The sequence below is a fragment of the Streptomyces sp. L-9-10 genome, from assembly GCF_004151105.1.
In the GTDB taxonomy this organism is placed as follows: Bacteria; Actinomycetota; Actinomycetes; order Streptomycetales; family Streptomycetaceae; genus Streptomyces.
This window is the reverse complement of the sequence record NZ_PHRF01000095.1, coordinates 88,045-109,714: the sequence shown is the minus strand read 5'-3', so window position 1 is coordinate 109,714 and position 21,670 is coordinate 88,045. Positions and strand designations below refer to the sequence as shown.

At 68.9% G+C, this 21,670-nt stretch carries 18 protein-coding genes and 1 riboswitch; of the genes, 9 read left to right on the top strand and 9 right to left on the bottom strand.

Going from position 1 to position 21,670, the window contains the following annotated elements; genetic code table 11:
* Window positions 1-279 precede the first annotated feature (279 nt).
* On the top strand, window positions 280-1,884 hold the full coding sequence (locus tag CU044_RS21860; RefSeq protein WP_205124102.1) for a hypothetical protein: 1,605 nt from the start codon (window positions 280-282) through the stop codon (window positions 1,882-1,884).
* Between the two features lies 1 nt (window position 1,885).
* Here the strand turns inward: CU044_RS21860 and CU044_RS21855 are convergent, their stop codons facing one another.
* Entirely contained in the window at window positions 1,886-2,161 is a 276-nt protein-coding gene (locus tag CU044_RS21855) for a DUF397 domain-containing protein (protein WP_129770412.1), read from the bottom strand.
* On the bottom strand, window positions 2,158-2,997 hold the full coding sequence (locus CU044_RS21850; protein ID WP_129770411.1) for a helix-turn-helix transcriptional regulator: 840 nt from the start codon (window positions 2,995-2,997) through the stop codon (window positions 2,158-2,160). Before CU044_RS21850 ends, CU044_RS21855 begins: the two co-directional genes overlap by 4 nt.
* A 170-nt stretch (window positions 2,998-3,167) precedes the next feature.
* Here CU044_RS21850 and CU044_RS21845 point away from each other — a divergent pair, with 170 nt between their 5' ends.
* Window positions 3,168-3,683, top strand: a complete 516-nt coding sequence (locus CU044_RS21845) for an ATP-binding protein (RefSeq protein WP_129770410.1) — start codon at window positions 3,168-3,170, stop codon at window positions 3,681-3,683.
* Here CU044_RS21845 and CU044_RS21840 read toward each other — a convergent pair.
* From CU044_RS21840 to CU044_RS21820, 5 genes are all read right to left on the bottom strand, one after another.
* Window positions 3,680-4,693: a ribonucleotide-diphosphate reductase subunit beta gene (locus CU044_RS21840; RefSeq protein ID WP_193564035.1), complete on the bottom strand. Its 1,014-nt coding sequence runs from the start codon at window positions 4,691-4,693 to the stop codon at window positions 3,680-3,682. The genes CU044_RS21845 and CU044_RS21840 overlap by 4 nt on opposite strands.
* Complete coding sequence (locus tag CU044_RS21835; RefSeq protein ID WP_129770409.1) at window positions 4,693-7,086, bottom strand: ribonucleoside-diphosphate reductase subunit alpha; 2,394 nt, start codon at window positions 7,084-7,086, stop codon at window positions 4,693-4,695. Before CU044_RS21835 ends, CU044_RS21840 begins: the two co-directional genes overlap by 1 nt.
* Window positions 7,087-7,238: 152 nt before the next feature.
* Window positions 7,239-7,380: riboswitch (cobalamin riboswitch) on the bottom strand.
* A gap of 125 nt (window positions 7,381-7,505) precedes the next feature.
* On the bottom strand, window positions 7,506-9,140 hold the full coding sequence (locus tag CU044_RS21830) for a sodium:solute symporter family protein (RefSeq protein WP_129770408.1): 1,635 nt from the start codon (window positions 9,138-9,140) through the stop codon (window positions 7,506-7,508).
* Window positions 9,137-9,394: a DUF3311 domain-containing protein gene (locus tag CU044_RS21825; protein ID WP_193564034.1), complete on the bottom strand. Its 258-nt coding sequence runs from the start codon at window positions 9,392-9,394 to the stop codon at window positions 9,137-9,139. Before CU044_RS21825 ends, CU044_RS21830 begins: the two co-directional genes overlap by 4 nt.
* A 184-nt stretch (window positions 9,395-9,578) precedes the next feature.
* Window positions 9,579-10,343: a GntR family transcriptional regulator gene (locus CU044_RS21820; protein WP_129770889.1), complete on the bottom strand. Its 765-nt coding sequence runs from the start codon at window positions 10,341-10,343 to the stop codon at window positions 9,579-9,581.
* 288 nt (window positions 10,344-10,631) lie between these two features.
* Between CU044_RS21820 and CU044_RS21815 the strand changes: the two genes are divergently transcribed.
* The 4 genes from CU044_RS21815 to CU044_RS21800 all read left to right on the top strand — a co-directional run bounded on the left by CU044_RS21815 (window position 10,632) and on the right by CU044_RS21800 (window position 15,524).
* Window positions 10,632-11,930 (top strand): sugar ABC transporter substrate-binding protein, encoded by a 1,299-nt coding sequence (locus CU044_RS21815; RefSeq protein ID WP_129770406.1) that lies wholly within the window; start codon window positions 10,632-10,634, stop codon window positions 11,928-11,930.
* A 131-nt stretch (window positions 11,931-12,061) separates the two neighbouring features.
* A complete protein-coding gene (locus CU044_RS21810; RefSeq protein ID WP_193564033.1) occupies window positions 12,062-13,057 on the top strand; it encodes a sugar ABC transporter permease in 996 nt (331 codons plus the stop codon).
* Window positions 13,054-13,959, top strand: a complete 906-nt coding sequence (locus tag CU044_RS21805) for a carbohydrate ABC transporter permease (RefSeq protein WP_129770404.1) — start codon at window positions 13,054-13,056, stop codon at window positions 13,957-13,959. The genes CU044_RS21810 and CU044_RS21805 overlap by 4 nt, the downstream gene beginning before the upstream one ends.
* Window positions 13,960-13,967: 8 nt before the next feature.
* Window positions 13,968-15,524 carry a glycoside hydrolase family 3 protein gene (locus CU044_RS21800; RefSeq protein ID WP_129770403.1) on the top strand — a complete coding sequence of 519 codons (1,557 nt, stop codon included), beginning with the start codon at window positions 13,968-13,970 and terminating at the stop codon, window positions 15,522-15,524.
* A gap of 104 nt (window positions 15,525-15,628) precedes the next feature.
* Here the strand turns inward: CU044_RS21800 and nagB are convergent, their stop codons facing one another.
* Window positions 15,629-16,411, bottom strand: a complete 783-nt coding sequence (gene nagB, locus CU044_RS21795) for a glucosamine-6-phosphate deaminase (protein ID WP_129770402.1) — start codon at window positions 16,409-16,411, stop codon at window positions 15,629-15,631.
* Between the two features lie 167 nt (window positions 16,412-16,578).
* On the opposite strand from nagB, the gene CU044_RS21790 reads away from it, so the two are divergent.
* The 3 genes from CU044_RS21790 to CU044_RS21780 all read left to right on the top strand — a co-directional run bounded on the left by CU044_RS21790 (window position 16,579) and on the right by CU044_RS21780 (window position 20,888).
* Window positions 16,579-17,805, top strand: coding sequence for a SpoIIE family protein phosphatase (locus CU044_RS21790; RefSeq protein ID WP_129770888.1), 1,227 nt, complete (start codon window positions 16,579-16,581; stop codon window positions 17,803-17,805).
* 155 nt (window positions 17,806-17,960) lie between these two features.
* Window positions 17,961-19,031, top strand: a complete 1,071-nt coding sequence (locus CU044_RS21785; protein WP_129770401.1) for an SIS domain-containing protein — start codon at window positions 17,961-17,963, stop codon at window positions 19,029-19,031.
* Window positions 19,032-19,391: 360 nt separating this feature from the next.
* Window positions 19,392-20,888: a PAS domain-containing sensor histidine kinase gene (locus CU044_RS21780; protein WP_129770887.1), complete on the top strand. Its 1,497-nt coding sequence runs from the start codon at window positions 19,392-19,394 to the stop codon at window positions 20,886-20,888.
* 222 nt (window positions 20,889-21,110) lie between these two features.
* Here the strand turns inward: CU044_RS21780 and CU044_RS21775 are convergent, their stop codons facing one another.
* Window positions 21,111-21,368, bottom strand: a complete 258-nt coding sequence (locus CU044_RS21775; protein ID WP_004937597.1) for a WhiB family transcriptional regulator — start codon at window positions 21,366-21,368, stop codon at window positions 21,111-21,113.
* Window positions 21,369-21,670: the final 302 nt, after the last annotated feature.

The following is a 21,670-nucleotide window of genomic DNA, read 5'->3' as shown; positions in this document are numbered from 1 at the left end:
CATGGGGCAGCGGAGCTGACCAGCGGACGACGGGAAGACCACCGCACCAGATTGATGCCGGCTTCAATGCCGCAGGCCGCGTGTTGGCTTCAATGGGCCATGCCGCGTGTGGTTATATCGCGACATCGAGGGTGATGACGATGGCAACCAGTCCGCATCGCGAGCAGAAAATCGGGTGACGTTCCTCAACGACGGCGCCCTCACTGGTCTTCACCTTCTCTTTCAATCCCCTGCCTCAATCGCGGTCATTCGAGCATGCCAGCCCTTCGACGTCGAGTGATGGCGGACATCTACTCCACAGTGAAGGAATACGTTTCCATGACAGATGGCAACGAAAATGATCGTGCGGGACGACCACGCGGGAACGTGAACAGGCGACGCCTTCTCCAAGGAACAGCGGGCACCCTCGGTGCCGCTCTGGCGTCAGCCGGCATCTACAAGGCGATCGACACCATGGTCGAACCACCGGACCGGCCCGCTGTCGCCGACAGTCGGCCCATCCAGGAGCAGTACATCCTGCAGAACGAGCAGGTGGTCATGGTCGATGGCTCGGGTGTGCAGAGCAGCAAGGGCAAGATCGCGGTCCGGGTGCCGGCCCTGCACGATCACGTCATTACCGCGAGGCTGAATGTTCCGGCGAATGCCAAGGCGTTGCAGGAGGCGCGGCATCACCTGGAGTCCGCCCTCCTGGAGCTGGAACGCCGATTTCCGTCCACTCCCACAGGAGTGGGCACCACGGTGGCCTGGGGACTTCCCTACTTCCACCACTACATCCCGACCCTGGGCAAGACGTCGGGCTACTTCAAAGCGGGAACACGCTACCCGGCGTATCTGCCGGTTGACGCGAAGACCTCCAAGAAGGAGGGGCAGACCGTATACGCGTTGCAGGAGGCCAGGACGTTTCCCAGCGACGAGCCCCCGCCTGGCTTCGGGCCGGTCCGCCTGGAACAGAATGACGTGGCCGTGCTACTCCGCAGTGACTCGCTCGCCAATATCGCGGCAGCCATGGACGTCCTCTTCGGGCACGGAGGCAACCGGGCGGGCGGCCTGTTCAAGGTGACGAGTATCCGCCGGGGCTTTTCCGGGGGCGGTTTCTACGGGCAACAGGGTCTGCCGAGCAAGCTGGCACTGGCGGCCGATATCCCCGGTGCGCAGTCGATTCCCCGACAGGCGCAGGGATTCCTCGGCTTCGCCACCACGCTGGATTCGAATATGGGGCCCGGCGTCATCGCCAATCTGGAGACCCTGCCCGGCCTCACCGACCAGTGGCCCAATGGTTACTTCAAACAGGGGACCACCATGCATCTCTCGCATCTGTTTCAAGATCTGGTGACCTGGTACGAACAGAACTTCCCCCAGTACGAGGACCGCGTCGGGGCGATGCTCCACCCCGGCCTCTCGCCCGCGCCCGCGCCGGGCACGCTTGCCCTCCAGCCGCCAGGCCAAAGCGAGGCCGAAGTGGCGCAAGGGGTCCGGCGGTACCACTCCTACGGCCACACGGGAAGCATGTCGGAGGTGGACAGCACCACATCGCCGACGACCAGCAACTACGGGAAGGCATATCCCACGGGGACGACCATCCCCGTGCGCGGCGATTTCGACACGCTGGACAATCCCTTCCACTACACATCCGATCCGGCGGCGGACCACTACAGCAAGACACCGGCGGCCGGGTTGCACTTCATTCAGTTCCAGCCGACGATCGCGATCTTCAATCTCGTTCGGCTCTCGATGGACGGCCACTACCCCGACAGGACACTGCCTGTCGAACCGCGCAGCCCCCACGCCGGCATCAACTCGGTCCTCCAGACGACCCACCGGCAGAACTACCTTGTTCCGCCGCGTCGCCATCGCTCCTTCCCGCTCGCCGAGTTCCTTGTCTGACTCAGGCGGGTACGGGGGGCTCGATGGTCGCGAAGGAGAGGAAGGCGGTCCAGGGGGCGGCGGGGATGTGGAGTATGGGGCCCTGGGCGTTCTTCGAGTCGCGGATGTGGACGGTGGTGGGGGCGACGGCTACCTCTACGCAGTCTCCGCCAGCTGAATTGCTGTAGCTGCTCTTGAACCAGGCCACTTCTACGCAGTCCCCGCCCTCCGGGCCGCTGTAGCTGCTCTTGAACCACGTCAGTTGGGCGAGGCGGACGTCAACCTGCTCAGTGCTCATGTTTCTCCTGCCACGCGCTTGATCAGATCTGCAGACTCCGCCACATTCAGTGCCTGCGTGCGCAGCTTGCCATAGCGCAAGCCGAAGGCGCTGACGGTCGCTGCGTCGGTGACCACCAATCCCACCCCCTGGGACTCGATGTATCCGACCCGGCGGTGTTCCAGGGTCTCCACAATGACCATAGGTCCGCTGAGTCCCGGGTGGAAGCTGCGATCTGAAGGCATGACCTGGATTTCGACATTGCGCATCGGCCCTTGCTTCAGCAAGTGTTGAAGCTGTGCCTTCATCACATCGTCGTCACCCACCGTGCTGGTCAGGGCCGCCTCACCGACGATGAAGCACGTCTCCACCATGGGTGTCCGCGTCAGCAGTTTCTGTCGGCTGAGCCTGGCTTCCACATGCTGCTCGATGATCTCGTCGCTGAGTGGCGGGCAGTGCTCCGAGAACAGCGCCCGTGCGTAGTCCTCGGTCTGGAGCAGTCCCGGGATCAGCAGTGGATCGGACGAGAACCGACTGACCGCCTCCGTCTCGATCAGCGCGAAGTCCTGGAAGAACGCCGGAAGTTTCGCCAGATCCACGTCGTCCTGGAGCACCGCCAGCGTCCCGCCCGCCTTCAAAACCACCTCCGCCGCGTCCGTGAACGCCGACTTCGCCGGCCTCCGGCCCTGCTCGATCGAGGCGAGCTGGTCGCATGAGTAACCCACAGCCTCCGCGAGTTCCTGCTGTGTCAGGCCGGACTTGTTACGCCAGAGCTTGACCAGCTTTCCGTACGCCACCCAGACGCCCGGCCGGTCGTCGTCCTGTGCCCGCTGCTTCTTCTGACGGCTGGTTCCCATGCCTCACACCCCAATGCGCCGATGTGCGAATGTGGTTCACGTGTAAACACGCGCGGCGGAGCACCGGTCACTGCCCGTGACCCGTACAGAAACGCAACCTGGTCGTACACGCCGTACAGGTACGCCCGTCCGCCCTGGTCACGCTAGCCGCGTGACGGGACGGTTACCCTATGAAGTCGGAAATTGCCTCCCTTGTCGCCCCGACGGAGCCGACCGCCCCCGCCCAGCTCGCCGCTCCTCCGCCGCTTTCGCCCCTGTATCCGCCGTCTCGGATCAGGCTCAGTTCCAGCCATCGCGGCGCGCGGCTCGCGCGGTTGCTCGCCGCGCAGCAGTTGGAGGAGTGGGGGATTCCGCGAGCGACGGCCACCGGCGCCGTGGTCGTCGCCGTCGTCGCGGAGCTGGCCGCGAACGCCGTCACCCATGGCCGTACCCCCGGGCGGGACTTCGAGGTGCGGCTGGCGCTCTCGGCGGTCGTCGTGCGGGTCGAGGTCCTCGATACCCGGCCCGACCGGCTTCCCCGGGTTCCGGGGCTGACGCCGCCGCCCCCACCGGACGTGACCAACGGGCGCGGGCTGCTGCTCGTCGCCGCGTACGCCGACCGGTGGGGGTGGAGCGTGCGTGATGCGTACACCACCAAGACCGTCTGGGCCGAGGTGGATTACCAGCGCCTGGACGCGCGGGCCTAGAAGTCGTCGTCGAAGCCGACCGTGCCCTCGACCGCGACCTGGTACGCCGACGGGCGGCGCTCGAAGAAGTTCGTCAGCTCCTGGACGCCCTGGAGCTCCATGAAGGAGAACGGATTCTGCGAGCCGTAGACCGTCGGGAAGCCCAGCCGCTGGAGGCGCTGGTCCGCGACGCACTCCAGGTACTCGCGCATCGACTCGGTGTTCATGCCCGGCAGGCCGTCGCCGCACAGGTCCCGGCCGAATTGCAGCTCCGCCTCGACCGCTTCCTTCAGCATGTCCGTGACCTGCCGCTCCAGCGCGTCGTCGAAGAGGTCGGGCTCCTCCTTGCGGACCGTGTCCACGACCTCGAACGCGAAGTTCATGTGCATCGTCTCGTCACGGAACACCCAGTTGGTGCCGGTGGCCAGGCCGTGCAGCAGGCCGCGCGAGCGGAACCAGTAGACGTACGCGAACGCGCCGTAGAAGAACAGCCCCTCGATACAGGCCGCGAAGCAGATCAGGTTCAGCAGGAAGCGCCGGCGGTCCGCCTTCGACTCCAGGCGGTCGATCGTCTCGACTGAGTCCATCCACTTGAAGCAGAACTGAGCCTTCTCGCGGATCGACGGGATCTCCTCCACCGCGTCGAAGGCCGCCGCGCGGTCCTCCGGATCGGGCAGATACGTGTCCAGCAGCGTCAGATAGAACTGGACGTGCACGGCCTCCTCGAAGAGCTGGCGGGAGAGATAGAGCCGCGCCTCGGGGGAGTTGATGTGCTTGTACAGCGTCAGCACCAGGTTGTTCGACACGATCGAGTCGCCCGTCGCGAAGAACGCGACCAGCCGCCCGATCATGTGCTGCTCGCCGGGGGAGAGCTTGGCGAGGTCGGCGACGTCGGAGTGCAGGTCGACCTCCTCCACCGTCCAGGTGTTCTTGATCGCGTCGCGGTAGCGCTCGTAGAAGTCCGGGTAGCGCATGGGCCGCAGTGTCAGCTCGAAGCCCGGGTCCAGCAGGTTCTTTTCCGAAGTGGTCATTACTGGCAGGCCTCGCAGGACTCGGGGTTTTCCAGGGAACAGGCGATGGCGTCCTCGTCGGGCGTCATCTGCGCGGGTACGGGCACGGGCGCCGGCCGGGCCGCCGACGACCCCCCTGCCGCCCGCGCGATACGCGTCGCCGGGCGCGAGCGCAGGTAGTACGTGGTCTTCAGGCCCTTCTTCCAGGCGTACGCGTACATCGAGCTGAGCTTCCCGATGGTCGGCGTCTCCAGGAACAGGTTCAGCGACTGGCTCTGGTCGAGGAACGGCGTACGGGCCGCCGCCATGTCGATCAGGCCGCGCTGCGGGATCTCCCACGCCGTGCGGAACAGCTCGCGCACCTCCGCCGGGATCCAGGTGAAGCCCGCCACCGAGCCGCTCGACTCGCGCAGCGCCTCGCGCGTCTGCGCGTCCCAGACGCCGAGCCGCTTCAGTTCGTCCACCAGGTACGAGTTGACCTGGAGGAACTCGCCGGAGAGCGTCTCGCGCTTGAAGAGGTTGGAGACCTGCGGCTCGATGCACTCGTACACGCCCGCGATCGAGGCGATCGTCGCCGTCGGGGCGATGGCGAGGAGCAGCGAGTTCCGCATGCCGGTCGTGGCGATCCGGGCGCGCAGCGCGTCCCAGCGCTCAGGCCAGTTCAGCTCCACGTCGTAGTGGTCGGGGTGCAGCACCCCACGCGCGGCGCGCGTCTCGGACCAGGCGGGGAGCGGGCCGTCGCGCTCGGCGAGCGCGCAGGACGCCTCGTACGCGGCGAGCATGATCCGCTCGGCGATCTTCGTGGAGAGGGCGGCGGCCTCGGCGGAGTCGAAGGGCAGCCGCTTCTTGAAGAAGACGTCCTGGAGGCCCATCGCGCCCAGGCCCACCGGGCGCCACTTCGCGTTGGAGTTGCCGGCCTGCTCGGTCGGGTAGAAGTTGATGTCCACGACCCGGTCGAGGAAGGTCACGGCCGTACGGACCGTCTCGTCCAGCCGCTCCCAGTCGATGTCCCCCGACTCCAGCACGAACGCACCGAGGTTGATGGAGCCGAGGTTGCAGACGGCCGTCTCCCCGTCGTCCGTCACCTCCAGGATCTCCGTGCAGAGATTGGACGAGTGGACGACGCGGCCGGGCTCGGCGGTCTGGTTCGCCGTACGGTTCGAGGCGTCCTTGAAGGTCATCCAGCCGTTGCCGGTCTGGGCGAGGGTACGCATCATCCGGCCGTACAGCTCCCGGGCCGGGACGGTCCTGCGCGCCAGTCCCGCGGCCTCCGCCTCGCGGTACCGCGTGTCGAACGCGTCGCCCCACAGGTCGACCAGTTCCGGCACGTCGGCGGGGGAGAAGAGGGACCAGTCGCCGTCCGACTCGACCCGGCGCATGAACTCGTCCGGGATCCAGTGCGCGAGGTTCAGGTTGTGCGTACGGCGGGCGTCCTCGCCGGTGTTGTCGCGCAGCTCCAGGAACTCCTCCAGGTCCGCGTGCCAGGTCTCCAGGTAGACGCAGGCGGCGCCCTTGCGCCGGCCGCCCTGGTTGACGGCCGCGACCGAGGAGTCGAGGGTGCGCAGGAACGGGACGATGCCGTTGGAGTGCCCGTTGGTGCCCCGGATCAGCGAACCGCGCGAGCGGATACGGGAGTACGAGAGCCCGATGCCGCCCGCGTGCTTGGAGAGCCGCGCCACCTGGTGGTACCGGTCGTAGATCGAGTCCAGCTCGTCCAGCGGGGAGTCCAGCAGATAGCAGGAGGACATCTGCGGGTGGCGCGTACCGGAGTTGAAGAGGGTGGGGGAGGAGGGGAGGTAGTCCAGCCGGCTCATCAGCCGGTAGAGCGCGGCGACCTCGTCGAGCGCGCGGGCGCTCTCGTCCTCGGCCAGTCCGGCGGCCACGCGCAGCATGAAGTGCTGCGGGGTCTCGATGACCTGGCGGGTGATCGGGTGGCGGAGCAGATAGCGGCTGTAGAGGGTCCGCAGCCCGAAGTAGCCGAAGCGGTCGTCGGCGTGCTGGTCGATGAGCGCGTCGAGGACGTCGGCGTGGAGCGTGACGAAGGAGGCCGTACGGTCCGCGATCAGGCCCTCGCGGTGGCCGGTGGCGACGGACGCGGAGAACGCCACGGCGCCCTGGCCCGCGGCCTCGTCGGCGATGGTGCGGGTCAGCAGCCTCGCCGCGAGCCGGGAGTAGGCGGGGTCCTCCGAGATGAGCCCCGCCGCCGCCTCGGTGGCGAGCGCGCGCAGCTCGGCCTCGTCCGACCGGGCGTTACGGCCGCGCAGCGCGGCGGCGGCGACTCTTCCGGGGTCGGTGTCGGGCAGATCGGCGGTCAGGTCCGTCAGGGTCCGCAGCAGCGCGGTCCCGGGGCCGTCGGCCGCCCGCGCGGCGGCCTCGGTGATGCCTGAAGCCGGATCGGCTGGCGCGATGGTCACGTGGTGCTCTCCCTCGCTCGGCTCTGGGCCGTCGGGAAAGGGAGCGGGCTTGTTCTCGCGGTACGGAGCGCACGGCCCGGATCCGGGCAGCACGGCGTACGGCGCCCACCGGCCCATCCACGAGGCCCGGACGTCTCGGCGTCCGATTCGGTCGAACCGGACGCACTGTCGGCAGGTGTTCGGACTCGTGGGTACGGCAAAGCACACCACATCACACCGTTGCGGGACAGTTCCGGATTCGCACCGGATTCCCCTGCGTGACAGCGAGGTCGAGCATACATGTGGGGGCTGGCTCGGGTGCCACCCCCCAGATGTTGTGTCGTGCGTCTGTCCGTTCGGGCCCGCGCGGACAGCGAAAGGCCGCCGGATCCCCCTCGTACCAAGGGATCCGGCGGCCCGTCGAGCCGTACGACAACCCGTCAGTGGCCTCCGGGGCCGCCCGAGGTCGCCGCGGGGAGTTCGACCTTCACGCCCGGATCGCCCGCGTCCGCCGTGTAGTCGGCGGGGCTCGTCTCGTCCGTGCCCTCCGGCGCCTTGGCCGCGCGAAGGGCGAAGGTGAGCACCACCGTGACCACCAGGTTGAGGACGAACGCGGTGAGGCCGATGTAGCCGATCTCGCCCAGGCCGGGGATCTCCTTGGACGAGCCGCCGAAGTGCGCCTGGGTCGGGCTGGCCACGCCGTACGCCGCAGCCGTGCCGTAGATCATGCCGACCGCCCAGCCCGCGAGCAGCGCCCAGCGGTGGAACCAGCGGGTGAACAGGCCGCCGACCAGCGCCGGCATCGTCTGGAGGATCCAGATCCCGCCCAGCAGCTGGAAGTTGATCGCGACCGTCTTGTCCATGGTCAGGACGAAGGCCAGCGCGCCCACCTTCACCAGCAGGGAGACCAGCTTCGAGACCTTGGTCTCCTGCTCGGGCGTGGCGTCCGGCTTGAGGAAGTCCTTGTAGATGTTGCGGGTGAAGAGGTTCGCCGCGGCGATCGACATGATCGCGGCAGGCACCAGCGCGCCGATGCCGATGGCCGCGAAGGCCACCCCGGCGAACCAGTCGGGGAACATCGTCTCGAAGAGCTGCGGGATCGCCAGCTGTCCGTTGTCCACCTTGATTCCGGCGGCGATCGCCATGAAGCCGAGCAGCGCCAGCAGACCCAGCATCAGTGAGTACAGCGGCAGGATCGTGGTGTTGCGCCGGATCACCTCACGGCTGCGGCTGGAGAGCGTCGCCGTGATGGAGTGCGGATACATGAAGAGCGCGAGCGCGGAACCGAGCGCCAGCGTGGCGTAGCCCCACTGCCCGGCCTCGCCCGGCGCGAGCGAGCCGCGTGGCTGGCCGGTCGCCGGGTTGGTCTGCGCGAAGGCGTCGCCCGCCTTGGCGAAGATGTCGTCGAACCCGCCCAGTTTGATGGGGATGTAGATGATCGCCACGACGATCACGATGTAGATCAGCGTGTCCTTGACGAAGGCGATCAGCGCGGGCGCCCGCAGCCCCGACGAGTAGGTGTACGCGGCGAGCACACCGAAGGCGATCAGCAGCGGCAGGTCCTTGATGAACCAGTGGGTGTTCTCACCGCCGCCGACGCCCATCACGTCCAGTACCGCCTGGATGCCGACGAGCTGGAGCGCGATGTACGGCATCGTGGCGAGGATGCCGGTGACGGCGACCGCCAGCGACAGGCCCTTCGAGCCGAACCGGCCCCGTACGAAGTCCGAGGTGGTGACGTAGCCGTGCTTGTGCGACACCGACCAGAGCCGGGGCAGGAAGGTGAAGATCAGCGGGTAGACCAGGATCGTGTACGGCACGGCGAAGAAGCCGGCCGCGCCCGCCGCGTAGATCGCCGCCGGTACGGCCACGAAGGTGTACGCCGTGTAGAGGTCGCCGCCGAGCAGGAACCAGGTGACCCAGGTGCCGAACGACCGGCCGCCCAGGCCCCATTCGTCGAGGCTGTTCTCGTTGGCGGCCTTGCGCCAGCGGGCCGCCAGGAACCCCATGACCGTGACGGCCACGAAGAAGAAGATGAAAACGGCGAGTGCCACGCCGTTCACGCCGTCCTTCATGCCGACGCACCTCCCTTGCGGGAGCGCTGGTCACGCTTCCACAGCTGGTAGGCGGTCATCGTGAGCACCGCCGAGACCGGCACCCAGAGCATCTGGTACCAGTAGAAGAAGGGGATGCCGATGAAGGTCGGCTCGATCTTCGCGTAGGACCCGACCCACAGCATGGCCACGAAGGGCGCCAGGAGACAGAGGGCGATGATCACCCGCGCAGGGGTGACCGTGGGGGGTCGTTTCTCCTCCGGAACTTCTGACACCGCGGCTCCGTTCCCTCGATGATCGCCTGTGGTAATGAGCAGGAAATCTAAGCGAAGGCGCTGGTCAGCGTCACCCCTTGACCGCATCTCGTTACGGCAACGGTATGCGGGCAGGGGTGTGTGCCGGGGGCCGCGCCGCCCCGGCGGGCGCCGGGGCGGCGCGCTGTCAGCGGGCCGGGCGCTGTCAGTGGGCCGGGCGCTTCAGCCTGGCCACGAACTTGTAGCGGTCGCCCCGGTAGACGGACCGCACCCACTCCACCGGCTCGCCGGCCGCGTCCAGGGAGTGCCGCGAGAGCATCAGCATCGGCAGCCCGACATCCGTACCGAGCAGTCCCGCCTCGCGGGGGGTGGCCAGCGAGGTCTCGATGGTCTCCTCGGCCTCGGCCAGATGCACGTCGTACACCTCCGCCAACGCCGTGTAGAGAGAGGTGTACTTGACGAGCGAGCGGCGCAGCGCGGGGAAGCGCTTGGCCGAAAGGTGGGTGGTCTCGATGGCCATCGGCTCGCCACTGGCCAGCCGCAGCCGCTCGATCCGCAGCACGCGCCCGCCGGTGGTGATGTCCAGCAGCCCGGCCAGGGTGTCGTCGGCGGTGACATAGCCGATGTCCAGCAACTGCGAGGTCGGCTCCAGGCCCTGGGCCCGCATGTCCTCGGTGTACGAGGTGAGCTGGAGCGCCTGCGAGACCTTGGGCTTGGCGACGAACGTGCCCTTGCCCTGGATGCGTTCGAGCCGGCCCTCGACCACCAGCTCCTGGAGCGCCTGGCGCACGGTGGTGCGCGAGGTGTCGAACTCGGCGGCGAGCGTACGCTCCGGAGGCACCGGCGTACCCGGCGGCAGCGTCTCCGTCATGTCGAGCAAGTGCCGCTTCAACCGGTAGTACTTGGGCACGCGGGCCGTGCGGGTGGCGGGTCCGCCCTCGGTCTCCGTACCGCCCCCGTCCGTGGCCATGGCCTGCCTTCCCGACTCCTGCGCTGCTGCCGTCACCGGCTCCTCCGTCTGTCGCGGCTCACATGGTGGCACGGTCCGGCCACGGGTAGTCGCCCTGCCTCAGGTGTCGGTCCGATAACGGACACGACTGCCCTTCTTATACACCCTTGACACCCCTAAAGGTCTAGGCCAAGCTCCCCGTACTGGTCTAAACCATTAAAGACCAGGTCCCAGCCCCAGCAGTACTCGTCGTAAGTCTTCGCGGTCTTCGCGGTGGGCAGGGGTTGCAGCATCCCTGAGGAGGGTGGCGTGAAGCGCAAGCTCATCGCGGCGGTCGGCGTCGCGGGCATGATGGTCGGACTTGCCGCGTGTGGTTCGGATGAGGGCACGGCGTCCAAGGATCCCAAGGACCGTAAGGAGACGCTGACCGTCTGGCTCATGTCGGACGCGCAGAGCACCTGGCCGGAGCTGGTCAAGGATGTCAACGCGCAGTTCAAGGCGAAGTATCCGAATGTGACGGTCAAGGTCCAGTACCAGCAGTGGGCGGACAAGGCCAAGAAGCTCGACGCGGCGCTGGCCGGCGACAAGTACCCCGACGTCGTCGAGCTCGGCAACACCGAGACCATGACGTACATCCTCAACGGTGCGCTCGGCGAGATCGACCCGAAGAAGTACGAGAACTCGGACACCTGGATCAAGGGTCTGAAGGACACCTGCGCCTTCGAGGGCAAGCAGTACTGCGTGCCCTACTACGCCGGTGCGCGCGTGGCCATTTACAACAAGGACATGTTCAAGGCCGGCACCGGCTCGGACCAGCTGCCCACCACCGAGGCCGAGCTGACCGCGGCGCTCGACAAGGTCGGCACCAAGTACGGCAAGGACAAGGCGTTCTCGCCGCTCTACCTGCCGGGCCGTTACTGGTACGCCGCCATGTCCTACGTCGCGGCGTACGGCGGCCGGATAGCCGAGTACGACGAGGGCGCGAAGGAGTGGAAGGCCACCCTCTCCACGCCGGAGGCCCAGAAGGGCATCCAGCACTTCGTCGACCTGGTGAAGAAGTACAACCACGGCGACAAGACCAAGGACGAGGCGGACCACGCCAACGTCATGGCCAACGAGAAGACCGCGCTCCTCTACGGCAACGGCTGGGAGGCCGGCAGCGTCGTCGACTCCGCCGCCAACGGCAACCCGAAGCTGAAGGACAAGATCGGCACGGCCGGTATGCCCGGCCCCGACGGCAAGGCCCTGCCGTCCTTCATCGGCGGCTCCGACCTCGCCACCATCTCCAAGTCCAAGGTCCAGGACCTCGGCGAGGAGTGGATCGCGGCCTTCACCAGCGGCAAGTCGCAGGAGGTCCTCGCCTCCAAGAACATCCTGCCGAACAACACCAAGCAGCTGGAGCCGCTGAAGGCGAAGCCGGAGACCGCGCCGATCGCCAACGCCGTCCCCGACGCCTGGTTCACGCCGATCGCCCCGGGCTGGACGGCCATCGAGAAGAAGGAAACCCTTGAGGTGATGCTGCTCGACATCATCAAGGGCAAGTCGGTGGCCGACGCCACGAAGGCGGCCGACGCGGAGATCAACCAGCTGATCAACGAAGAATCCTGAGTCCGGCAAGGCTCTGAGTCCCCGACTCCTTTGTCTCCGACTCTGTTGATCGCCTACGGGGGGTGGCAGGCCCGCGAGGGCTCCGCCGCCCCCCGTCCTCCGGTACCAGGTCCGAACGGAAGGCCAGCACAGTGAGTGCCGCCGACATGAAAGCAGCCGACCCTCCGGTAGCCGTCGCACGCGTCGCCGAGAGATCCGGCTCCCAGCCGCCCGCGGGCGGGCAGCGCAAGCGGCGCAAGGCCGGCGCGCTGCTGCCGTATCTCCTGATAGCTCCCGCGTTCGTCGCGATCGCCGCCGTCTTCGTCTGGCCGCTCATCAAGACGATCCTCATGTCCTTCCAGGACGTCGGCCGCCGTGAGCTGTGGACCGGGGAGGCCGCCCCCTGGGTGGGTTTCGAGCAGTTCACCAACATCCTCGGCGACGGCGAGTTCTGGGCCGTCGTCTGGCGGACCATCATCTTCATGGTCGCCTGTGTGGTGGCCACGATGGGTATCGGGCTCGGCATCTCCATGCTGATGCAGCGCATGGACACCTGGGTGCGACTGCTGCTCACCGCGGCGCTGGTGGCCGCCTGGTCGATGCCGCTGCTGGTGGCGACATCCATCTTCCGCTGGTTCGCCGACTCCGACTACGGCGTCCTGAACATGGTGCTGACCAAGTACCTCGGGATCGACGCCCAGGGCCACAACTGGTTCCTCGACCCCAAGCAGGGCTTCCTCATCATCGGGGCCGTCGTCGTCTGGGGCGCCATCCCCTTCGTCGCCGTCACGCTCTACGCGGCGCTCACCCAGGTCCCCCGAGAGCTGGAGGAGGCCGCGTCCCTCGACGGCGCGGGCGTGGCCGGGGTCTTCCGCTATGTCACCTGGCCGGTCATCAAACCGGTGTTCCAGATGGTGGCCACGCTGTCCGTCCTCTGGGACTTCAATATCTTCGGCCAGATCTTCCTGATCCGCGGCAACAAGCCGGAGCCGGAGTACTCGGTCCTCGGGATCTACTCGTTCGAGAAGGCCTTCGAGTCCAACTCGTTCAGCCAGGGTGCGGCCATCTCCCTCATCACGGTCCTGCTGCTCTCCGGTGTCGCCGTGTACTACCTGCGTCAGCTGCTCAAGATCGGAGAGGTCGAATGAGCGCCTCCACCTCCCAGGCCCTCCGCCCGGACACCGAGCGGGGCACCGCGCCCGGGACCGGCCAGGTCCTGCGCCAGGACCGCAAGAAGAACCGGCTCGTCTACAACATCCTGGGCCTGGCCGTGTTCGTCCTCATGGCCTTCCCGGTGTACTGGCTGCTCATCAGCGCCCTGCGGCCGAACCACGAGATCCGCAGCTACGACCAGACCCTCTGGCCCTCGTCGCTCACCCTCGACAACTTCCAGCGGGCCATCGACCAGCCGAACTTCGGCACGGCCATCCAGTCCAGCCTGATCGTCTGCGGCGTCGCGGTCATCGGCGGCATGCTGCTCGCCACCATCGCCGCCTTCGCCATCGGCCGCTTCCGCTTCCGCGGCCGCAAGTTCTTCATGATCGTGCTGCTCGTCGTGCAGCTGCTGCCGCCGACCGCGATGCTGATCCCCATCTACATCCAGCTCAACGACCTGGGCGGGCTGAACGAGTACTGGGGCGTCATCGTCATCTACCTGGTCTCGACGCTGCCCTTCGCGACCTGGATGATCCGCGGCTTCATCGTCAACATCCCGCCGGAGCTGGAGGAGTCAGCGATGGTGGACGGCTGCAGCCGGATGGGCGCCTTCTGGCGGGTGACCTTCCCGCTGCTCGCCCCCGGTCTCGCCGCGGCGGCGATCTTCTCCCTGATCACGGCGTGGAACGAGTACCTCCTCGCCTATGTCGTCCTCCAGGACAACGACAAGTACACGCTGAACGTGTGGCTGATGAACTTCACCACCTCGCGCGGTATCGACTACGGGGCCCTGATGGCCGCCTCGACCCTGATCGCCATCCCGGTCGTGGCCTTCTTCCTCCTGGTGCAGAAGTACATGGCAACCGGCCTCACCTCCGGCGCAGTGAAGGGCTAGGACCGCCGATGACCACACTTGTAAGCAGTACGGACACCCTCACCCGCGACGCGCTCGCCGTGCTCCAGCCCGGCTTCCTCGGCACCACCGCCCCCGACTGGCTGCTGCGCCGTCTCGGCGAGGGCCTCTCCTCCGTCGGGCTCTTCGGCCGCAACATCGCCTCGCCCGAGCAGCTCGCCGCGCTCACCGAGCGGCTGCGGGCCGAGCGGGACGACGTCCTCGTCGCGATCGACGAGGAAGGCGGCGACGTCACCCGTCTGGAGGTCGGGCACGGTTCCTCCTTCCCCGGCAACTACGCCCTGGGCACCGTCGACGACGTGGACCTCACCCGGGCCGTCGCCCGGGAGCTGGGCCGGCGCCTCGCCGCGTGCGGGGTCAACCTCAACTGGGCCCCCTCGGCCGATGTGAACTCCAACCAGGACAACCCCGTCATCGGCGTACGGTCCTTCGGTGCCGACACGCCACTGGTGGCCCGGCACACCGCCGCGTATGTGGAGGGGCTCCAGAGCGCCGGGGTCGCCGCCTGCACCAAGCACTTCCCCGGACACGGCGACACCTCCGTCGACTCGCACCACGCGATGCCCCGTATCGACGTGGACCTGGACACAGTGAACGCCCGTGACCTGCTGCCTTTCCGCGCGGCCATCGCGGCGGGTTCCAAATCGGTCATGAGTGCGCATATCCTGCTTCCCGCGCTCGACCCGGACCGCCCGGCGACCCTCAGCCGACGGATCCTCACCGGTCTGCTCCGCGAGGAGCTGGGCTTCCAGGGCCCGATCATCACCGACGGCATGGAGATGCAGGCCATCGCCTCGGCGTACGGGATCGAGCGCGGCTCCGTCCTCGCGATCGCCGCGGGCGCCGACGCCATCTGCGTCGGCGGCGGCCTGGCGGACGAGGACACCGTGCTGCGGCTGCGCGACGCGCTGGTGGCGGCGGTACGGAACGGCGAACTGCCCGAGGAGCGAATGGCCGACGCGGCCGCGCGGGTGCGCGGCCTCGCCGACTGGACGCGTCGGGTCAGGGGGGCTTCGGAGCCGGGCGCGGATTCGCAGGAGGGGACCGCGCCCGGCACCGCGTCCGCCCTCGTGACGGACACCGGGATCGGCCTCGTCGCGGCCCGCCGCGCCGTGCGGGTGACGGGCAGCGCGGAGCCGCTCACGGAAGCGCCGTACGTCGCCGCGTTCACCCCCGTCGCGAACATCGCCGTCGGTGAGGAGACTCCGTGGGGCGTCGCGGCGGAGCTGGGGCGGCTGCTCCCCGGTACGGAGACGGGCTCGTACAGCGGCGCGGGAGCGGCCGGCAAGGACCCGGTCGCGCTGGCCGGCGAACTGCTCGCCGCCGCCGGTGACCGTACGATCGTCGCCGTCGTGCGCGACGCGCACCGCCACCGCTGGATGTCCGACGCGCTGGACGCCGTGCTGGCCGCCCGCCCGGGGACGTTCGTGGTCGAGATGGGCGTGAACGAGGCGGAGCCCAGGGGCGCGCTGCACATCGCGACCCATGGCGCCGCGCGGGTCTGCGGACAGGCCGCCGCGGAGGTCATCACGGGCCGCCGGGAGTGACCGTACGCGACCGGTTCCTGTTCCGGTTCTGAGACGACGGTGCCGGGCCGCCCCTTCGCGGGGGCGGCCCGGCACCGTCGTGTGCGGCGGGTGGGGCGGGGGTCTCAGATGCCCTGCCAGTCCGGCTTGGACGCGAACGTGGCGCGGAAGTAGTCGGCGAGCTTCAGCCGGGACGCCGCCGCCTCGTCCACGACGACCGTGGCGTGCGGGTGGAGCTGGAGCGCGGAGGCCGGTACGAGCGCGGCGACCGGGCCCTCGACGGCCTGCGCGACCGCCTCCGCCTTGCCCTCGCCGGTGGCGAGCAGCACCAGATGGCGGGCCTCCAGGATGGTGCCGATGCCCTGCGTGATCACATGGTGCGGCACCTCCTCGGGGCTGTCGAAGAAGCGCGCGTTGTCCTCACGGGTCTGCCGCGTCAGCGTCTTGATGCGGGTACGCGAGGCGAGCGAGGAGCAGGGCTCGTTGAAGCCGATGTGCCCGTCCGTACCGATGCCGAGCAGCTGGAGATCCACACCGCCGGCCTCGCTCAGCGCGCGGTCGTACGCCTCGCACGCCGCCTGGACGTCCTCGGCTGCGCCGTCCGGGCCGAGGAAGGAACCCTCGCTCAGTCCCAGCGGCTCGACGACCTGGCGCAGGACCACGGAGCGGTACGACTCGGGGTGGCCCGCGGGCAGCCCCACGTACTCGTCCAGCTGGGCTATCCGCGCGCGCGAGGCGTCCACCTCACCGGCGCGCACCTTGGCCGTCAGTGCCTGGTAGACGGGCAGGGGGGTCGAGCCGGTGGCCACGCCGAGCAGAGCGCCGGGCTTGCGGCGCAGCAGGCCGGCGATGCTGTCCGCGATCAGCTCGCCACCTGCGGCGGCGTTCGGGACGATGACAACTTCCACGCTGGACCCTGCCAATCTGGAAATGAGGCGTTTGTGGTATAGACCAATTCTAGCAGAGGGCGCCTGCCGCCGACCGGGTGCCGACCGGGTTGTCCGGCACGCCCGCCCAGGTGCTCCTATCGTGGATGAGCGGCCTGGTGGTGATGGGCGCTGAAGGCGGGCACAGCATGACGGACGCGGTGATCGACTACACGGCGGTGTTCCAGGTGCTGCCCGGCATGGTCGCGCTGCTGACACCCGAGCTGGTCTACGCGGACGCGAACGAGGCCTACCTGCTCTCCGCCGGGCGCACCCGCGAGCAGGTGATCGGCCGGTATCTGTTCGACGTGTTCCCCGACAACCCGGACGACCCCGGCGCCAGCGGCGTGCGCAACCTGGGCGCCTCGCTGCGGCGCGTGGTGGCCACCGGCGAGCGCGACGCCATGGCCCTGCAGCGCTACGACGTCCACTGCGAGGAGCGGCCCGGCGAGTGGGAGGAACGCTACTGGAGCCCGGTCAACGTCCCGCTGTTCGGACCCGACGGCCGCGTCGCCCTGGTGGTGCACCGGGTCGAGGAGGTCACCCAGCTCATCAAGGCCCGCAGCGCCTCCGACACCTCGACCATCCGCGTGCTCGAAGCCGAGCTCTACACCCGCGCCCGCGAACTCCAGGAGGTCAACGAACGCCTGCGCCTGGCGCACGCCCGCGAACGCGAGGTCGCCCTCGCCCTCCAGAAGGCGATGCTGCCCGACCCCGCGGACGTGGGCCACCACCGGGCCGCCGTACGGTACCGGCCCGCCGTCGGCACCCTGAACGTCTGCGGCGACTGGTACGACCTCATCGACCTGCCCGGGGACCGCATGGGCGTCGCCGTGGGCGATGTCGTCGGCCACGGACTGCACGCCGCCGGCGTCATGGGCCTGCTGCGCAGCGCGCTCAGCGCCGCCTCCCGTGTCGCCGGCGGCCCGGCCGAGGCCCTGGACGTCCTCGGCCTGTACGCCCGCTCCGTCGACGGCGCCGAGTCCACCACCGCCGTGGAGATCTCCATCGACTGGGACAGTCACACCCTCGCCTACAGCAGCGCCGGGCACCCCCCGCCGGTCCTGGCGCACACGGACGGCGGCGTCGAGTTCCTGGACCGGGCCACCGACCCCCCGCTCGGCGCCCGCCCCGACCACGCCTCCCGCCCCCAGGCCGCCACCGCCTTCGACGAGGGCGACACCCTCGTCCTCTACACCGACGGTCTGATCGAACGACGCGGCGAGGACATCGACACCGGCCTGGCCCGCCTCGCCGGCTCCCTCGCCCGCCACCGGGGCGCCGCCCCGGAAGCCCTCGCCGACGAGCTCCTGCTCGACCTGCTCCCACCCAGTGGGGCCACCGACGACACGGCCCTGGTCATCGTCCGGCTCTGAGCGGCCGGAGGACCCGGGGGCGGGCGGACGGCGGGGCGCGCGGAGCCGGGCCGGGGGAGCGGGCGGCCCGGTGGCGGGGGTCCGGCGGCCCATGGTCGACTGGGAGGACCGGGCACGACCGGCGGGGGCATGACCGCACTTGGAGGCGACCCAGCATGTCTGCCGAGCTGTCGGGCGAGTCGTGCGAGCGGGCCGGCGGCCTCATGTCCGCCGAGATCGCGGAGCAGCCGGCCGTGCTGCGGCGGACCATCCGGGACGGCGCTCCCGGCGTCCGCGAGGTGGCGGCGGCCATCGCGGCGCGCGCGCCGCGCTTCGTCCTGCTCACCGCACGCGGCACGTCCGACCACGCCGCGCTCTACGCGAAGTATCTGCTGGAGATCCGGTGCGGACTGCCGTGCGGACTCGCCTCCATGTCCACGACGACGGCGTACGGCGCGAAGCCGGACCTCACCGGCGTCCTGGTCATCGGCGTCAGCCAGTGGGGCGGCTCGCCCGATCTGGTCGCGTCCACCTGGGCCGCGCGCGAGGCCGGCGCGATCACGCTCGCGGTGACCAACAACCCCGACTCGGCGCTGACCGCCGTCGCGGAGTTCCACATCGATGTCCTGGCGGGCCCGGAGAAGGCGCTGCCCGCCACCAAGTCGTACACCGCCTCGCTGCTCGCGCTGTATCTCTTCGCCGAGGCGCTCGGCGGCCGTGACGGCGCGGCGGCCGGTGGTCTGCCGGATCTCGCGGAACAGGTACTGGCGCGGACGGGGGAGGTACGGACGCTCGCCTCGCGCTACCGCTTCGCCGAGCGGGCGGTCGTCATCTCCCGGGGGTACGGCTATCCGACGGCGAAGGAAGCGGCGCTCAAGCTCATGGAGACCTGCTACATCCCCGCGCTCGCCTTCTCCGGCGCGGATCTGCTGCACGGCCCGCTCGCGATGGTCGACAACATCTCGCCGGTGATCGCGATCGTCCCCGAGGGCAAGGGCGGCGCAGCCCTTCAGCCGGTGCTCGCGCGGCTGCGGGCCCGGGGCGCCGACCTGTGCGCGGTGGGGTCCCCGAGGGAGACCGATGCCGCGTCGGCGGGGTTCGTACTGCCGACGGACGGGGTTCCCGAGGAGCTTCAGCCGATCCTGGAGATCCTGCCGCTCCAGCTGCTGGCCTACGAAATCGCCATCGCCAGGGGCCAGGATCCGGACGCGCCGCGCACGATGGCGAAGACCCCGGAGACCGACTGACCGCGCTCGGGAAGGGCGGGTTCCGTACCCGCGGATGAGCCCGGCGGGCTCTGTACCCGCGGGCCGCGGCGCCGCGACGGGACCCTCAACCCGTCCGGCACCGCAGCCCGGAGTTGCTACGGCCGGCGGGTGTGCGGTCCCGCGCGGCCGTTGGGAGAGGTCCCGTCGCAGTCAGGGCAGAGAGCGCCGGCACCTCGGTCCACCCTCCTGTGCGGGGAGGGCGGAGGCTCTTACAGCATTGTGGACTAGACCATTCTGGCCTGTCCATGCGTGTACCGAGCCTATTTCGCTTCATACCCTCCAGTACAGACCACGGCTGGTGCGGGTTCACGCCGCGGGTACGCTCGCTGTGTGCCCTCCATGAACGACCTCGTACGCCAGCACTCGGCCCTCAGTGAGTCGGACCTCGAGTGGCTCCATCTGCTGGTCTCGGAGTGGCAGCTGCTCTCCGACCTCTCCTTCGCGGATCTCGTGCTCTGGGTCCCCACCCGCGACGGCACCCGCTATGTGTCCGTCGCCCAGATGCGCCCCAACACCGGACCCACCTCCTACCAGGACGACATGGTCGGCCATCTCGTCCCGCGAGGCCGCCGGCCGCTGCTGGACGCGGCGCTCGACGAGGGGCGGATCGTCCGGGAGGGCGACCCCGAGTGGCGTGAGGAGGTGCCCGTACGGGTCGAGTCCATCCCCGTACGGCGTGACGGCCGGGTCCTCGGGGTCATCGCGCGCAACACCAATCTGCTCACGGTCCGCACGCCCAGCCGGCTGGAGCTCACCTACCTCCAGTCCGCCTCCGACCTGGCCCAGATGATCGCCGCCGGGTCCTTCCCCTTCCCCGGCCAGCAGGTCGACATGGACGCCTCCCCGCGCGTCGGTGACGGGCTGATCCGGCTGGACGCGGACGGGGTCGTCCAGTACGCGAGCCCCAACGCCCTGTCCGCGTATCACCGATTGGGACTCGCGTCCGACCTGGTGGGACACCACCTCGGCCGCACCACCGACGAACTGGCCCCCGCGCGCGGCCCGGTGGACGAGGCCATGGTCAAACTGGCCAGCGGCTACGCGCCCCGCGAGACCGAGGTGGAGGGCAGCGGCGGGGTCATCCAGCTGCGTGCCATCCCCCTCAAGCCCAAGGGCATCCGGATCGGCTCTCTGGTGCTGCTCCGTGACGTGACGGAACTGCGGCGCCGCGAACGCGAGTTGATCACCAAGGACGCCACCATCCGGGAGATCCACCACCGGGTGAAGAACAACCTCCAGACGGTCGCCGCGCTCCTCAGGCTCCAGTCCAGGCGGATGGACTCCGCCCAGGGCAGGGAGGCGCTCAACGAGGCCGTACGGCGCGTCGGTTCCATCGCCATCGTGCACGAGACGCTGTCTCAGAATCTGGATGAGCGGGTCGAGTTCGACGAGATCGCCGACCGGGTGCTGGCGATGGTCGCCGAGATCTCGCCCGGCAAGATCGTCTGCCGCCGTACCGGGAAGTTCGGCGTGCTCGACGCCGAAGTGGCCACGCCCCTCTCGATGGTGCTCACCGAAATTCTCCAGAACGCGCTGGAGCACGCCTTCGCGCCGGGGGAGGAGGGCCGGGTCGATGTCTCGGCGGTCCGCAGCGGAGAGCCGCCCGGGTCCAAGCGCCGCGAGGGGGCCCGCTCGGACGCCCGGCTCATGATCACCGTGCAGGACGACGGGCGCGGGCTGCCCGAGGGGTTCGATCCGCGGCGGGCCGGAAACCTGGGGCTCCAGATCGTACGGACCCTGGTGGAAGGGGAGTTGGGCGGCGGCTTCGACATGGTGCCGGCGCCGGTGCGCGGTACGCGCGTGCTGCTGGACATTCCGGTGGAGCCCCAGAAGTAGCTTTCGCAGAGGAGCCCGGGAGCTCGGGAGCAGGTTCCGTGGGCGCCCGGCATGGCGGCGTGCCCCGCACAGCAGCGAGCCCCGGACCGTGGTGACGGTCCGGGGCTCGGCTCGAAGCTCACTTTGCGATGCGCATCGGGGGGTACTGCGCGCTGCGTTTCGGGGGCGGGTCTATGCGTACACGCTGTACGCTCCGCCGGCCAGGGCTCGTGGCGGGGTGCTTCAGGCGGTCGCGTTACGCGCCCGGTTACGAGCGGCGCGACGCTTCATGGCGCGGCGCTCGTCCTCGCTGAGGCCACCCCAGACACCCGAGTCCTGACCGGACTCGAGCGCCCACTGCAGGCACTGCTCCATGACGGGGCAGCGACGGCAGACGGCCTTGGCTTCCTCGATCTGCAGCAGCGCAGGACCGGTGTTGCCGATGGGGAAGAACAGCTCGGGGTCTTCCTCGCGGCAAACGGCGTTGTGACGCCAGTCCATGGCTGCTACCTCTCTTGGTATTACATGCAGATTGCTTGTGAATGTGAACGCTTTCACGAATCCCCCGACAAGGGAAGGGCCGACCGCCAGCAGAAACTGGTGGGGTCCTTGGTTTGAGGAGGGGTTCTGGCTCTCAGGGAGGCCGATGTTGCGGGCCGTCCCGAGCGCCATGTAGAGATTCGCAAACCTCGGCGGCGGATACAACCCCTTCTGGAAAGTTTTTTTTGATTCCTCGGTGTCGACTAGGTCACAGCCGTACTTCCATGGGGTGGATGCCAGTCTAAACGTTCGAGTGAAAGGAC